We start from the raw sequence: 13565 nt of genomic DNA, 5'->3' as shown, positions 1-13565 counted from the left end.
TGGTCGCCCGTATCGCGTTTTTATCCGGCCGAGATACTTAACATGCGAAATAACTTGACAGGTCGCCGTGGCATTTGCAAGTCTATATTTGAAGCAACGGTTTGAATATTGAACCGATTATTGCGCGCGGCCAAGAACAAAAAGCAACATGGTCAGCAGCAGCTTCGCGGAGGATGCCTTTGGAGAGATGGACCTGAGGCGAAGGCAAATAGTGCCAAGAAAAGGGGAGCTAAGAAGCTATGGACAATCAATCGTCGCCCGCAACCGGCGCCAACCAGCTGCGCAGGAATGCGCTCGGAGTCGGTGCCGTCACATTTCTCGTGGTATCGGCCGCCGCGCCGTTGACGGCGGTCGCCGGCGGTGTGCCGCTGGCAATGCTGCTCGGCAACGGCGCCGGCATTCCCGGCACGTTTCTGCTGGTCACGCTGATCCTTCTGATGTTTTCGATCGGCTACGTCGCCATGGCGCGGCATATCCGCAACGCCGGCGCCTTCTACGCCTATACCGCGCAGGGGCTCGGCGGGTTGATGGGCGGTGCCGCCGCGATGATCGCGATCCTTGCCTATAACGCGATGCAGATCGGCGTCTTCGGCCTGTTCGGCGCGGCGACCGCCGGCCTCTTTGCCGGGCTCGGCCTCGACCTGCCCTGGTGGGTCTGGACCTTCATCGGCATCGCGATTGTCGGCGTTCTCGGCTACCGCCGCGTCGACCTGTCAGCGAAAGTGCTGACGGTGCTCGTCATTCTCGAATATCTCGTCGTGCTGGTCATCGACGTTGCGATCATCGCCAAGGGCGGCGACAGCGGCCTGACGATGACGTCCTTCGCGCCTTCGGCCCTGATGTCCGGCTCGCCGTCGATCGGCATCCTGTTCTGCTTTGCAGCCTTCATCGGCTTCGAGGCGACGACGATCTACAGCGAGGAAGCCCGCGATCCGCACAGGACCGTGCCGCGCGCGACCTATATTTCCGTGCTGATTATCGGCGTTTTCTACATGCTGACATCCTGGCTGATGGTGAATGCGGCCGGTGCAGACAAGCTGGTGCCGGAACTGCAGGGCCTTGCCGATCCGACCACCTTCCTCTTCGGTCTCGCCGAGCGCTATGCCGGAGGCTGGCTGCCGCCGATCATGAATGTACTCTTCGTCACCAGCCTGTTTGCCGGCGTGTTGGCGTTTCACAATGGTGTCGCCCGCTATCTCTACGTCGCTGGCCGCGAGCGCCTGTTGCCGGCTTCGATCGGCGTCACCCATCCGGTCTACCATAGCCCGCACGCCGGCTCGGTCATCCAGACGATTACAGCTGTGCTTGTCGTTGCGCTGTTTGCGGCAACCGGACAGGATCCGGTGCTGGCGCTGTTTTCCTGGCTGACCAATGTCGGCACGCTGGCCGTGATGGTGCTGATGGCGTTTACCGCCTTTGCCATCGTCGCTTTCTTCAATCGCAATCCGGGATTGGAATCGAATGCGCTGGTGACCAAGATCATCCCGGTCATCACAGGCATCATCCTGATTGCAGTGATCATCGCCATTGCGATCAACTTCGGCGACCTCGCCGGCGCCACCGGTCTGCTTGCGGTCTTCCTGCCCGGACTTGTCGTTATCGCTGGCGTCATCGGGCTTGGCTTGGCGGCGATGCTCAAATCGGGCCGTCCGCTCGAATTTGCCCGGCTTGGCGCCGGCCAGGAGATCTGATCCGATAGGGGCGGCCGAGCAATCGGCCGCTCTTCTGCCTGACACATGGAACGGAAAACATGCAGGAAAAAATCGACCAGTTGCGCCGCAATGTGGTGCCGCCGCAAAAGCTCTTCATCGGCGGCAACTGGCGCGGCGCCCAGTCCGGCAGGATGCTGGATGTCATTTCCCCGATCGATGGCACGCGCCTCACGACCATCGCCGATGCTGATGTCGACGACGTCGATGCCGCTGCGCGTGCCGCCCGGGCGGCCTTTGAGAAGGGCACATGGTCGAGGGCTGCACCGGCGGAGCGCAAGAAGGTGCTTCTGCGCATAGCCGAACTCATCGAGAAAAATGCTCTCGAACTTGCCGTTCTCGGCGTACGTGACAATGGCACCGAAATTTCGATGGCGCTGAAGGCTGAGCCAGGCAGCGCCGCCGGTACCTTTCGCTACTACGGCGAGGCGATCGACAAGGTCTACGGCGAGATCGCGCCGACCGCTGACAACGTGCTCGGGCTCGTTCTTCGCGAACCCGTCGGTGTTGTCGCCGCTATCGTTCCCTGGAACTTTCCGCTGATGATCGGCGCCTGGAAGATCGCGCCGGCGCTCGCGGCCGGCAATTCGGTCATTCTGAAGCCTGCAGAGGGCGCGTCACTGACCTTGCTGCGGCTCGCCGAACTTTGCGCCGAAGCCGGCCTGCCTGAGGGCGTGTTGAATGTCGTGACGGGCAGGGGGGCGGTCACCGGCGAGGCGATCGGTCTCCATGCGGATATCGACGTGCTCGCCTTTACCGGCTCGGGCGGCGTCGGCCGGCGACTGCTTGAATATTCGGCGCGCTCCAACCTCAAGCGCGTCTATTTGGAGCTAGGCGGCAAGTCGCCCAACATCGTCTTTGCCGATGCCCCGGATCTCGATCAGGCGGCGAAAATCTCAGCCTATGGTATCTTCCGCAACTCCGGCCAGGTCTGCGTTGCCGGCTCGCGCCTGCTGGTGGAGCGATCGATCCACGAGGCCTTTACCGAGAAGGTTGCGGCGATCGCAGCAAACATGAAGGTCGGCGATCCGCTACTGCTGACAACCGAGGCCGGTGCGATCTCCAGCGAAATCCAGCTTAAGAAGAATCTCGGTTTCGCCGAGCAAGCGATAGCCGAGGGCGCGCGGCTGAGGGCCGGCGGCAAGCGTATCCTCGAGGAAACGGGCGGCTTCTACATGCGGCCGACGATTTTTGACGTCGATCCGGGCATGACGCTCGCCAGAGAAGAAGTCTTTGGGCCGATCCTCTCGATCATCCCCTTCGACGATGAAGCCGACGCGCTCCGCATCGCCAATGGCACCGAATACGGGCTTGCGGCGGCCGTCTGGACCGCGAACCTGTCGCGGGCGCATCGCATTGTGCGCTCTATTCGGGCCGGCGTCGTGCACGTCAACACCTATGGCGGCGCCGACAATACGGTGCCGCTTGGCGGAGTGAAGCAGTCGGGCAATGGCCACGACAAGTCACTGCACGCGCTCGACAAATACACCGACCTCAAGACCGCCTGGATCCAGCTCTGAGGGCAGCGAATAATCGCCACCAAACGAAACGGGCCGGAGTTGAACACCGGCCCGTTTCGTTTTTGTATTTCGGTATTCTACCCGCCGAAACTGCCGAGCTGTGTTGGCACGTGCACGTAGTTGCGATCGAAGTAGAGGAGCGCGTTGCCGTCGCTACGCGATCTTATGCCGACGACGCGGCCGATCAGGATGTGGTGGGTGCCGAGCAATCTTGCTTCCGCCAGTTCGCAATCGAGCGAGACGATCGCATCCTTCACAGCGAGACTTCCCGACTGCATCTCGACCCAGTCGGCGGCGGCATAGCGGGTTGCCATGTCCTTGGTGGCGCCGGCGAAATGGCCGGCGAGCTCGGTGTGGTCGTGGCTGAGCACGTTAACGCAGAAGCGCCGGTTGTCGATGAACAGGCCGCATTGCGTCGAGTTCCGGTTCATGCAGACGAGCAGGCTCGGCGGGTCGTCGGTCACCGAGCACATCGCCGTTGCAGTGAACCCGCCGCGCCCGGCGGGTCCATTGGTGGTGACGACATTGACGGGCGCACAGACCCGCGCCATCGCGTTGCGGAATTCGGTCTTGGAGATAGCCGTTTCCATGGCAATCGCCTCACTCGGCCGCATTGCGGATCGGCGCCTCGGCGCCAATTGGCGGCAGCCAGGTGTCGCCGGTCCAGCCATGCTGGTCGTAGTCGCTCATACAGGTGTCGACGAGGGCTTCCATCTCTTTCAGACGCCCGCCGCGCTCGGCGCCCTTCAGCACCTGCAGGCGGACTTCTTCAGGCGCGCCGGCATAGTTGAGTTCATAGAGCGCATGGCGCCCGCCGAACTCGGTGCCGGTCGCGTCCCACAGCAGCTTCATGATCTTGATGCGCTCGATATGCCCCATGTCGTTGGAGCCGCGGACATATTGCGCGAGGTAGCGATCGATCTCGCCATTGCCGAAATCCCTGACCGAGGACGGCAGGTAGATGAGGCCGGACGCGATAACCCGGCGAATGGTGTCGACCACTCGCGGATAGGCTTCCGACATGAACGTTCGGTAAGAGAGTGCGGCTTCGAGATTGGGCAGAACGGCGCCATCCGCCCACGGGATGGGGTTGTAGGCCATGGCATTGGAAAAGCTCCAGAACATGTGCCGAAGCGCGATGACCTCGCCAAGGGCTGCCTGGTTGCCGCGAAACGCGTCGCCGCCGGTTGCCCGCAGCGCTTTGGCCAGCAGGCCGGCGAGGAAGTCGAGCTTGACGGCAAAGCGGGTGCAACCCTGGAAGCAGTAGCCGTGCATGAAGCCCGATGCCGGATGAAACGAAAGGATCTTGGCGGCATCGCGCAGCACGAGCACGTCCTCCCAGGGCACGAACACATTGTCGAGCACCAGGATGGCATCGTTCTCGTCGAAGCGCGACGACAGCGGATAGTCGAAGGGATGGCCGACAGTGTTGGCCGTCTGCTCGTAGGAGACGCGGCAGAACATCTTGATTCCAGGCGCATTCATCGGGACGATGAACATCACCGAGAGCGACGGATCCTCGGTCACTGTTGCCGAGCTCTGGGCAAGGAAATTATAGTGCGTCAGCGCCGACGACGTCGCCACCACCTTGGCGCCGGAGACATAGATGCCGGCATCGGTTTCCTTGGTGATATGAACGAACACGTCTTTCACCGCATCGGCAGGTTTATGCCGGTCGATCGGCGGGTTGACGATCGCGTGGTTCATGAACAGCGCCGCCTCCTGGGCGCGCTTGTGCCAGGCGAGCGCATTGTCCTTGAACGGGCCGTACCAGGAGGCGTTGGCGCCAAGCGTGTTCATCAACGCCGCCTTGTAGTCGGCCGTGCGTCCCATCCAGCCGTAGGACATGCGCGCCCATTCGGCGATGGCGCCCTGCTGGGCAACGAGGTCGGCAGACGATCGGGCGACGCGGAAATATTTGTGAGTGTAGCCGCCGGAGCCGGTGTCAGTGGGGGCGGTCAGGGTCTTTTTCCTCGCCGGGTCGTGCAGCGCATCGTAGAGCCTTGCCAGCGAGCGGGCCGAATTGCGCATGGCGGGGTGGGTGGTCACATCCGCGATGCGCTCGCCGTTGATATAGACCTCGCGGCCATCACGCAGGCTTTCGAGATATTCGGCCCCGGTAAACGGGCGCGCCTTGTCGGCGCGAAAATCCTCAGCTCTCATGGTTCTCCTCCTTGAGTTTCGTCAAGACTAGGCATTGATTGTCGAGGCAGCCATGGACAGAATGCCAAAATGACTTGCACTTTTTCGGGTGGTTGATGGCCGACATCATTCCAAGCTTCTTTGTCTACGGCGAACCGGAACAACAGCTCGAACCGGGGTTCTTCCACGTCGAAACGGTGATGGCTCGGCGTGGACTGCATCAAGGACAGGTCAGGGCCCATAAGCATGATCAACTTGCCCAGGTGACCTACTGGTTTCGCGGACGTGGGTCGTATTTCATCGAAGACAAGGTTTTGGACTTTTCCGCGCCAGCCGTCAGCTTCGTGCCAAGCGGTATCGTGCACGGTTTCTCCGTCGAACCGCTGGAAAGCGATGCTTTCGTAATATCGATCGCCGACGGCTTGATGCTGTCCGCCCGGGAGAGAACAGTCCTGGCGCTCGATGCGCCGATCATGGTTGCCGGCGCCCGGGACGACCGGCAGTGGCAGCGCCTATCGTCATTGATGGACATGATCGCAGAGGAGTACGGCACGGGAGCTTTCGGTACCCAGTCGATGATGGCATCGCTGGTATCGGCGATCCTGACGCAGATCGCGCGCCTTGCCACCGCCGCGCCATCGCCGTCGCAGTCCCCCGATATGATGCTCGCAACACAGTTGCGGCGCATGATCGATGCGCATTTTCGCGAGAACTGGACGGTTGGGCGCTATACGAGTGCTCTTGCGACCACCCCGCACCTGCTTGCCAAGGCCAGCAATGCCGCGTTCGGGATGCAGGTGAAGGAACTGATCAATGAGCGCCGGCTGCTGGAAGCCAAACGTCTGTTGCTTTTCACCGTTCGATCACTGGAAGATATAGCCTACGAGATCGGACTGAAGGATGCCGCCTACTTCTCCCGTTTCTTCCGCTTGCGTACCGGCATGGCGCCAAGCGACTGGCGACGGCTCAAGCTGGCGGACGCGATGGTGCCATCCTGATTACGACTTTGCCTATCTGTCCCGACAATGCGTTCATCCATGCTTCATTACGGACCGCCGAGTGGAAGAAATCCCGATCGGATCCGGCCCGACAAAGTGTCTTTGCCGTGCCGATCAAACAATTTCCGGGATAATCATGATTGGGCCTTGAAAACCCTGAGCCACTGACTATCTAGGGCATCACTACCCGTATCGATGGCGTCCTGCAGCGGCTAAGCCCGCGCGTTTGACGTTGTCCGGGTCAAGAAAAGGCGCTCCCCGTCAAGGGTCGAGCGCCTTTTCTATTTCGGGGCTCTCCCGCATCGGGCGGCGGCGGGCCTGCCGTTCGTCAGCTTGCAGGTGCTGTGGTCACGAGACGTCTGCCGCCCTTCGCGTTTTCCGGGCGGTGAACCGTGTTGTGATGGAACAAACGCGTTTCCGGTGTATTGTTGTTACGGGAGGCCCCAAGATGTCAGTCCGTCACCCGAAAGGCAGACGCACGTCCGCAATGCTGCTGCCGTCAGCGCAATGGCCACGTCACGCGGCGACGGCTCAGGCGCGCCGTGCCTGGCTTCACGCGCTGTTGGGACGACCGGAGCCGGAGGATCGCGTGTTGCGTGAGAGCCAGGTGGCAGATGCCGGCGACGGCGGGATTGTCAGCGCCGGGGTTTATTTTGACGAATCCACAACGGTGAACCGGCAGCCGCGTCCTCACGATTACAGTTCGGCAGTGTCAGCGCAACAAGCGCCGGCGTCTGCGGCAACCACCGACGTCGATGCTTCCGGCGGAGCCTTGTGGAACGCGCTTTTGGGCGACGACACATCCCACGGCATGCAGCGCTTCGCCAGGCTGATCGCCCTTTTCATCCTTCTTTCCGGGCTGGTGTTCTGGTTGCTTGCGCCCTGAAGGGCTTGCAGAAGGTCGGAACCATTTCATTCGCAGCCGGTTCTACCCCTGGGTTCACAAACCGGGAAGGACTTCGCCATGCCATCGATCGACACAGCCAAAATTCTGATCCTCGCTACCGACGGCTACGAGCGCTCGGAACTGCACGTCCCGCGCGACGAACTGTCAAAGCGCGGCGCCAAAGTGACCATCGCATCGCTGGAAAAACGGGCCATCAAGAGTTGGGACAAGGGCGACTGGGGCGACACCGTTGACGTCGACCTGACGGCAAAGGACGTGTTCGTGCGAGATTTTGATGCGCTTGTGCTGCCAGGCGGGCAGATCAACCCGGACCTGCTAAGGAAGAACCCCGACGCGATGCGCGTCGTCACCGATTTCGTGCAGTCGGGCAAGGTGGTGGCAGCCATCTGTCATGCGCCGTGGCTGCTTGTCGAAGCCGACGCCTTGAAGGGGCGCAAGGCAACGTCCTATGCCTCCATCCGCAAGGATGTCGAGAATGCCGGCGCGCAATGGGTCGATCTGAAGGTCGTCAGCGACCACGGTATCGTCACCTCCCGCTCGCCAGACGATCTCGACGCCTTTGTTGCCAAGATCGTCGAGGAGATCGAAGAGGGTCGCCACGATCGGCGTGCCGCTTAAACTCGACAGAAACGAGGGCGACCGCCATCAGGTATCGCCGCATCTCGAGACACCATGGCCGGCCGGCGTTTGCTTCCGGTCGGGCCATTGACGCTCGTTACTGCAGCGCCTTGGCAAGGAAGGGCAGGCTGACATCCATGCGGTAATCGACCGAATTGTGGTTGTCCTCGAACTCCTCATAGGTGTGTTCGATGCCGAGTTGCTTCAGCGTCCGATGGATGCGGCGATTGCCGTAGAGCAGATTGTACTGATCCACAGTGCCGCAATCCATGTAGAAGGCCTTGAGCTTGCCGATGTTGTGCCCATGGGTCTTGGCGAGCTCAACGGGATCGCACGCCATCCAATTCTGCCAGCGGTCGTCGATCAGCTCGCAGGTCTCCAGATCGACCGGGAGCCGCAGGCCTTTGAAGGCCTCGAGGTTGGGATCGGGGTCGTAGCTTGCCGCCTGGGCCAAAACGAGGAGGACGGGGATGTCCTCATCGGCATGTTTCTCCCGGGCCTCATAGGCTCGAAACCAGCTTTCAATCGAGAGATCATGCCGCGCAAGCGCGCGCAGCACCATGGGAAAGTCAGCCGCCATCAGGTCGAAGCCGGCGTCTCCGGAATGGCTCGCTGCCGCAGCCCAGACATCCGGCCGCCGGAAGGCGTGGGAGAACGCGCCGTAGCCACCCGAGCTTTTTCCAAAAACGCCGCGCCGTCCGGTGCCGCCGCAGCCGAAGCGGGTTTCGACTGCCGGAAGCATCTCGTCGATGAGGAAATCCTCCCAACGGCCGACGACCTCGCTGTTGACATATTGGTTGCCGCCAAGAGAAGTGAAGCAATCGGGAAAGGCGACGACCAACGGCGGCATCTGCCCGGTCGCAATCAGCCGGTCCAGGCGCTCCGGGACGTTCTCGAAGAAGGCTTTCCAGGCGGTGTGCAGAGGGCCGCCGGCCGTAAAGCCGACGAGATCGACGAGCAACGGCAGGCCGGCGCCATCATGGTTTGCCGGGATATAGACATCGACGTCGCGGCGGCTCGGATCCCCGAGCCTGTTGCTTTTAAGCACGTCGCTGTCGACGCTGAGACGGGACACCGTGCCCTTGGGATAATCTGACTTCCGCATTCTTTCCTCCTGATCGCTCCCCGGTTGTATCGCGCGCAATCGACACGAGCCACCATTATCGTCGGTTTGAAGACGTCCCTTCGAAAGGACGGCTCTCGGGATCGCGTAGGGCGCTAGCGCAAGATGCTCGTCAAGAACGTCATCACGGCGCCATTGAAAACATCCGGTGCCTGCAATGGGGCAAAATGGCTGAGACCGGGAAGGTCGTGAAGCGTCGCGTCAGGTAGCGTTTTGGCGAGATAGGTCATGTGCTCCTGCTCGATGAATTCGTCAAATTCGCCAAGGACCGCGGCCACGGGCACGGAGATACCGGCAAGTGCTGCCGCCGACAGGTTGGGCTGTGTCCGCTGCATCGTTTCGACGGCTGCCGAGAGCGCGTCGAAATCACCTGGCGTCGCCGAGAATGCGGCGTAGTCCTTCTGATGTTGCTGCCAAATGCGGCCGATAACAGGGGTGAACACGAACGGTTTGGTGCCTGTATCGTCGACGTTGCAGGCGAAGAAGAAAATGCCGGCAACGCGCTCGGGCGTTTCTTGGGCGAGGATCAGGGCAGTATCGGCGCCATCGCTCCAGCCGACGATCGCGGCCTTCTCGATCCCTAGCCGATCCATGACGGCGCGGGTATCGGCGGCCATCAGCTGGTAGCTGTATTCACGTGCGTCGCGTGTGCTGCGGCCGTGGCCGCGGCTGTCGATGACGACAGCGCGATAGCCGGCTTCGACGATTGCCGGGACCTGATAGCCCCAGTTTCCGCTGTTTCCCATGCCACCATGCAGCAGGATGACTGCGGGGCCGGAACCATGGCTCGCATACCAGATGCGTGCGCCTTCGTTTTCGACGAAGCCCTGTTCGTCCGGCTCCGGAAGCGGTGGGATGCCGTGGCTTTCAACATAAGTCAGATCAAGGTCGCGAAAGGTCATTGCATACATCCCATTCAGCGCTGCAGGAACGCCGTCAGATAGAGACCGTGACGATTGCCGCAAGGGTAGCGGGTGCTTGTTCCAATGTTCGGTAGGCTGTTGTCTTCGCCTAGGTTCAATCTGCGCCGGCCATGTGGAGGCGGCCGGCGCGATTGGAAAAACTCAGTCTTTTTCGAGCACTTCCAGTTCCTTGGGCTCGTCGCCCTGCAGATTGGCAAGCAGCGAAGAGACCGCGTTGTCGCCCTCGAAGCCGGCTTCTTTCAGCAGGCGATCGAGGATCGGCTTGTTGGCCTGGTAGGCGAGCAACTGTCCGGCAAGGCCTTCGCCCATGCCGATACCACTTGCGCCGCCCGCACCGGCACCGCCACGACCCAGCATGCCGCCGGTGTCGAAGATGCGGATATCGGAAATCTTCTCGATCGGCTTCACCGCCTCGGCCAGCGCCTGCGGGATGATGCGGATGCGTTCGCGCAGGATCTCGAACTCGATGATGGCGGGGCTGAGCTTGTTGCGCGCCTCGTTGAGCAGCGCCTCGCTCTGGGCTTCCGCCTTGCCGGTCTCCAGAATGCCCTTGGCCTTGATCACTGCGGCCTCAGCCTCGGCGGTTGCAAGGGTTCTGATGGCATCGGCCTGGTCAGTGGCCGCCTGCTTTTCAGCTTCGGCGCCGACGGTGACGGCCGTTGCTTCGGTTTCAGCAGTCTTGCGGGCGTCGATGACGGCGATCTGGCGTTCGCGCTCGGCAATTTCGACGGCCTTGGCGGTGCCGACCTTTTCTTCCGCGGCGATTGCCAGAGCGCGTGCGGTTTCAGCCTGAGCTTTCGCCTCGGACTCCTCGCGGCTCTTGTTGGCGACGGCGATAGCACTTTCCTGGGCGACGATTTGCAGGTCGCGCTTGGCTTCCGTATCGCGCTGCTGGACCGTGCGGGTCGCCTCGATATTGGCGCTTTCGCGCACCTGCTTGGCGGCCGCCTCGCGCTCGGCAATGGCCTGCTCGGTGGCGATGCGGGCCTCTTCTTCGGCGCGCTTGGCGGCCTGCTCCTGTTGGGCGGTCTCGGCGCGGGTCGCTGCAGACTTGTTGGCGATGTCGCGTTCCTGGTTCAGTTCCGCTTCCCGCTTGGTTCGTTCGATCGCCAGCGACTGCTGGCGAGCCTCAAGATCCTTCTGCGCGATGGCGACTTCGGTGTCGCGCACGATCTCGTTGCGCTCCTTCTTGCGGCCTTCGGTGATGCGCGTCAGCGCGGCGAGGCCGTGGGCGTCGAAGAAGTTGTTGGCATTGAAGTGCTTGATATCGGTCTGGTCGAGCCGTGTCAGCGACACGGACTCCAGTTCAAGGCCGTTCGATTGCAGGTCGGCACCAACCGCTTCCTGAACCGCCTTGACGAAATCCATGCGCTGCTCCTGCAGAGCGTCGAGGCTCATGGTGGCGGCGACCGAGCGCAGGCCGTCGACGAACTTCGCCTCGATCAGCACGCGCAGCTGTTCCGCATCGTTGGTGCGGTCGCCAAGCGTCTGGGCCGCAAGCGCGATCGACGACGCGTCGGGCTTCACGCGGACGTAGAATTCGGCGCCGATATCGACGCGCATGCGGTCCTTGGTGATCAGCGCGTCGCCTTCGCCGCGGCGAACTTCAAGACGAAGGGTCTTCAGATTGACCCGGGCGATCGAATGGAAAATCGGCAGGACGATAGAGCCGCCGTCCAGGACGACTTTTTGGCCGCCGAGGCCGGTGCGGACATAGGCTTCGTCCCGGCTCGATCGCGTATAGAGCGATGCAAGCACGAAGCCGATGCCGAGGATCAGGACGACGCCGATGCCGGCGGGCAGGAGAAGATCAAAGATCATTGTTGCTCCATGGAGGTGGTGTTTGGCGAAGTGAGAAGGTCTTCCGGCGCGGGAATGGCGATGAAGACATCCTTGGCGCGGTCGACGATGAGGATCTGTGTACCGATGGCGATGGCAGCTTCGCCCTTGGCGGCTTTGGCACGCAGATTGTGCCAGTTTCCGTGTTTGTCTTTGAGGCGCACGCGCCCCGGCAGGCCCTGATCGAGCGGGCCCACGGCCACTTCGGCGGTCTGGCCGACGAACTCGGAGAGGTCGACGACATAGGTTTCGTCGCGCGGCACGATCCGCGCCACGGCCCGGCTCGATGTCCTGACTGCGGGAAGGCTCAAGAGAAGCGCCGGGATGGAGGCAATCATGGCCGGCAGCGGCAGCCAGACACTGTGGGCGATGCTCTGGATGACGAACCCGGTCATCGAGAACAGGGCCAGCAACAGCATCACCAGGATGAGGATCGGGACGCCGCCGACATTCAGCCAGGAAAGGAGCCCGGCCATGCCGTTGTGCTCATCGAGCCCGGCCTTGTCGATCACCTCGCCAAGGGAAAATCCGAGCAGCAGGCACAGCATCTCGATTGCGGTCAACGCCGCCAGCATGATGGCGGCAATCGCAAAGGGCAAACATTCAGGAGCGAAAAAGAGCTCCATCGGGGTCAGGCCTTTCCGGCTTTGAACTTTGCCAGCCGCGCTTCGATCGCTTGCTCGCGGTGAAGCCGGTCGAGCTCGTCGAGCTCGGCACTGGTCGCGTTGCTGCCGGCGGGAACGCCGGTGACGCGGGAGACGGCGGCAGCGGCTCGCGCGGCACCATCGGCGGGGTTGTTGCGTGCCCTTGCTGCCGCCGGTTCGTCCGGATACTGCGTCAGGCTGCGTTTCAGATCGGCAAGTCTGGCTTCGGCTTCGCGGCGGGTGGCAAACACGGCCTGCAGCGCCTTCTGTCCCTCATCGAGATGGATCCGGGCATCGGCCAGCGCCTTGTCGAGCGCTGCGGTCTGGGATTCCAGGTCGATCTGGCGGGCAACACCGGCCTTGGCGAGATCGTCGCGGCCGGACGAGACCGCCATGTGGATCTTTTCTTCCAACATGTTCAGATCGGCGACGATTTCTTCACGGCGACTTTGAATGCGATATTCCTCAGCCCGCGCCTTGCCGATGTCTGCCTTTGCCTCTTCGGCGGCGGCATCGATTTCCCGCAAGGCTTGTTCGACGACGGCGACCTTGTTGGTGCCTTCCGCTTTGTCGACGGCGGCGTTGGCGATGCCGGCGATCAGCCGGCCCATGCGCGAAAGAATGCCTTCATTCATCATCATGTCTTCCTCCGTTCGATCCGTGTGTGGCGTGACGCCGATGTGAATTTCATAACCGCCGAGATCGGCGACGAGCTGGGCCGAAAAAATGTTGAGCGTGCCGCGCGAATAGCCCGCCACGTCGAAGGGGATGGCGACACGGCCACGCACGGTTGCGACCGTCAGGTCCGCCGGCCCCTTGATCGCAAACAGCTTTTCGTCGAGCGGCAGCCGCAGCGGATCGCTCGGACGTCCGCGGTTTGAGGCGAAATCGCGCAGACCCAGCGTGACGAAGCGCGCCGGAAGGCCCGTGTGCTCCCTGACGGTTTCATAGGCGAGCTCGTGCAGGGTCACGAGATTTGCCCCGCCTTTTTCCGCCGTCAGCTCCTCGAGCAGGGCCAGCATCGCCGCATAGGCGGCGAACGTTTCCACCAACGCGCGCCGGGCCTGGTCGTCGGGCGCGAGACGGTAGCGAAGGATCGCCGTGTGGGTCATTTGCATCATGCATCTGATGTAAAGCACCGA

12 protein-coding genes are annotated in these 13565 nt (G+C 62.0%); 5 read left to right on the top strand and 7 right to left on the bottom strand.

Annotated elements, in window-relative coordinates:
* Positions 1-239: 239 nt before the first annotated feature.
* Both IB264_RS26110 and IB264_RS26105 read left to right on the top strand, forming a co-directional pair.
* On the top strand, positions 240-1691 hold the full coding sequence (locus IB264_RS26110; protein ID WP_057225031.1) for an APC family permease: 1452 nt from the start codon (positions 240-242) through the stop codon (positions 1689-1691).
* Positions 1692-1750: 59 nt separating this feature from the next.
* Positions 1751-3229 (top strand): aldehyde dehydrogenase, encoded by a 1479-nt coding sequence (locus IB264_RS26105; RefSeq protein WP_057225029.1) that lies wholly within the window; start codon positions 1751-1753, stop codon positions 3227-3229.
* A 77-nt stretch (positions 3230-3306) separates the two neighbouring features.
* Here the strand turns inward: IB264_RS26105 and IB264_RS26100 are convergent, their stop codons facing one another.
* Positions 3307-3819, bottom strand: coding sequence for a flavin reductase (locus IB264_RS26100; protein WP_057225027.1), 513 nt, complete (start codon positions 3817-3819; stop codon positions 3307-3309).
* A gap of 10 nt (positions 3820-3829) precedes the next feature.
* Entirely contained in the window at positions 3830-5392 is a 1563-nt protein-coding gene (locus tag IB264_RS26095; protein ID WP_057225025.1) for a 4-hydroxyphenylacetate 3-hydroxylase N-terminal domain-containing protein, read from the bottom strand.
* Between the two features lie 95 nt (positions 5393-5487).
* On the opposite strand from IB264_RS26095, the gene IB264_RS26090 reads away from it, so the two are divergent.
* From IB264_RS26090 to IB264_RS26080, 3 genes are all read left to right on the top strand, one after another.
* Positions 5488-6369 carry a helix-turn-helix domain-containing protein gene (locus tag IB264_RS26090; protein ID WP_057225023.1) on the top strand — a complete coding sequence of 294 codons (882 nt, stop codon included), beginning with the start codon at positions 5488-5490 and terminating at the stop codon, positions 6367-6369.
* A 592-nt stretch (positions 6370-6961) separates the two neighbouring features.
* Positions 6962-7255 carry a hypothetical protein gene (locus IB264_RS26085; protein WP_128090486.1) on the top strand — a complete coding sequence of 98 codons (294 nt, stop codon included), beginning with the start codon at positions 6962-6964 and terminating at the stop codon, positions 7253-7255.
* Positions 7256-7333: 78 nt separating this feature from the next.
* Positions 7334-7894, top strand: a complete 561-nt coding sequence (locus IB264_RS26080) for a type 1 glutamine amidotransferase domain-containing protein (RefSeq protein WP_057207356.1) — start codon at positions 7334-7336, stop codon at positions 7892-7894.
* A gap of 97 nt (positions 7895-7991) precedes the next feature.
* Here the strand turns inward: IB264_RS26080 and IB264_RS26075 are convergent, their stop codons facing one another.
* The 5 genes from IB264_RS26075 to IB264_RS26055 form a co-directional block, all read right to left on the bottom strand.
* On the bottom strand, positions 7992-8999 hold the full coding sequence (locus IB264_RS26075; RefSeq protein ID WP_057225021.1) for an esterase family protein: 1008 nt from the start codon (positions 8997-8999) through the stop codon (positions 7992-7994).
* A gap of 113 nt (positions 9000-9112) precedes the next feature.
* A complete protein-coding gene (locus IB264_RS26070; RefSeq protein ID WP_057225118.1) occupies positions 9113-9919 on the bottom strand; it encodes an alpha/beta fold hydrolase in 807 nt (268 codons plus the stop codon).
* Positions 9920-10081: 162 nt separating this feature from the next.
* A complete protein-coding gene (locus IB264_RS26065) occupies positions 10082-11761 on the bottom strand; it encodes a flotillin family protein (protein WP_057207354.1) in 1680 nt (559 codons plus the stop codon).
* Positions 11758-12405, bottom strand: a complete 648-nt coding sequence (locus IB264_RS26060) for an OB-fold-containig protein (protein WP_057207353.1) — start codon at positions 12403-12405, stop codon at positions 11758-11760. Before IB264_RS26060 ends, IB264_RS26065 begins: the two co-directional genes overlap by 4 nt.
* Positions 12406-12410: 5 nt before the next feature.
* Positions 12411-13541 carry a PspA/IM30 family protein gene (locus IB264_RS26055; RefSeq protein ID WP_057225116.1) on the bottom strand — a complete coding sequence of 377 codons (1131 nt, stop codon included), beginning with the start codon at positions 13539-13541 and terminating at the stop codon, positions 12411-12413.
* Positions 13542-13565: the final 24 nt, after the last annotated feature.

Origin of the sequence: Ensifer sp. ENS11, assembly GCF_014851895.1 — a bacterium.
In the GTDB taxonomy this organism is placed as follows: domain Bacteria; phylum Pseudomonadota; class Alphaproteobacteria; order Rhizobiales; family Rhizobiaceae; genus Ensifer; species Ensifer canadensis.
This window is presented reverse-complemented; position numbering and strand designations above follow the sequence as displayed.

Bases quoted from the DNA above. Each gene is read 5' to 3' on its own strand.
- IB264_RS26110 (WP_057225031.1), top strand. From the start codon at position 240: ATGGACAATCAATCGTCGCCCGCAACCGGCGCCAACCAGCTGCGCAGG.
- IB264_RS26105 (WP_057225029.1), top strand. From the start codon at position 1,751: ATGCAGGAAAAAATCGACCAGTTGCGCCGCAATGTGGTGCCGCCGCAA.
- IB264_RS26100 (WP_057225027.1), bottom strand. From the start codon at position 3,819: ATGGAAACGGCTATCTCCAAGACCGAATTCCGCAACGCGATGGCGCGG.
- IB264_RS26095 (WP_057225025.1), bottom strand. From the start codon at position 5,392: ATGAGAGCTGAGGATTTTCGCGCCGACAAGGCGCGCCCGTTTACCGGG.
- IB264_RS26090 (WP_057225023.1), top strand. From the start codon at position 5,488: ATGGCCGACATCATTCCAAGCTTCTTTGTCTACGGCGAACCGGAACAA.
- IB264_RS26080 (WP_057207356.1), top strand. From the start codon at position 7,334: ATGCCATCGATCGACACAGCCAAAATTCTGATCCTCGCTACCGACGGC.
- IB264_RS26075 (WP_057225021.1), bottom strand. From the start codon at position 8,999: ATGCGGAAGTCAGATTATCCCAAGGGCACGGTGTCCCGTCTCAGCGTC.
- IB264_RS26070 (WP_057225118.1), bottom strand. From the start codon at position 9,919: ATGACCTTTCGCGACCTTGATCTGACTTATGTTGAAAGCCACGGCATC.
- IB264_RS26065 (WP_057207354.1), bottom strand. From the start codon at position 11,761: ATGATCTTTGATCTTCTCCTGCCCGCCGGCATCGGCGTCGTCCTGATC.
- IB264_RS26060 (WP_057207353.1), bottom strand. From the start codon at position 12,405: ATGGAGCTCTTTTTCGCTCCTGAATGTTTGCCCTTTGCGATTGCCGCC.
- IB264_RS26055 (WP_057225116.1), bottom strand. From the start codon at position 13,541: ATGCAAATGACCCACACGGCGATCCTTCGCTACCGTCTCGCGCCCGAC.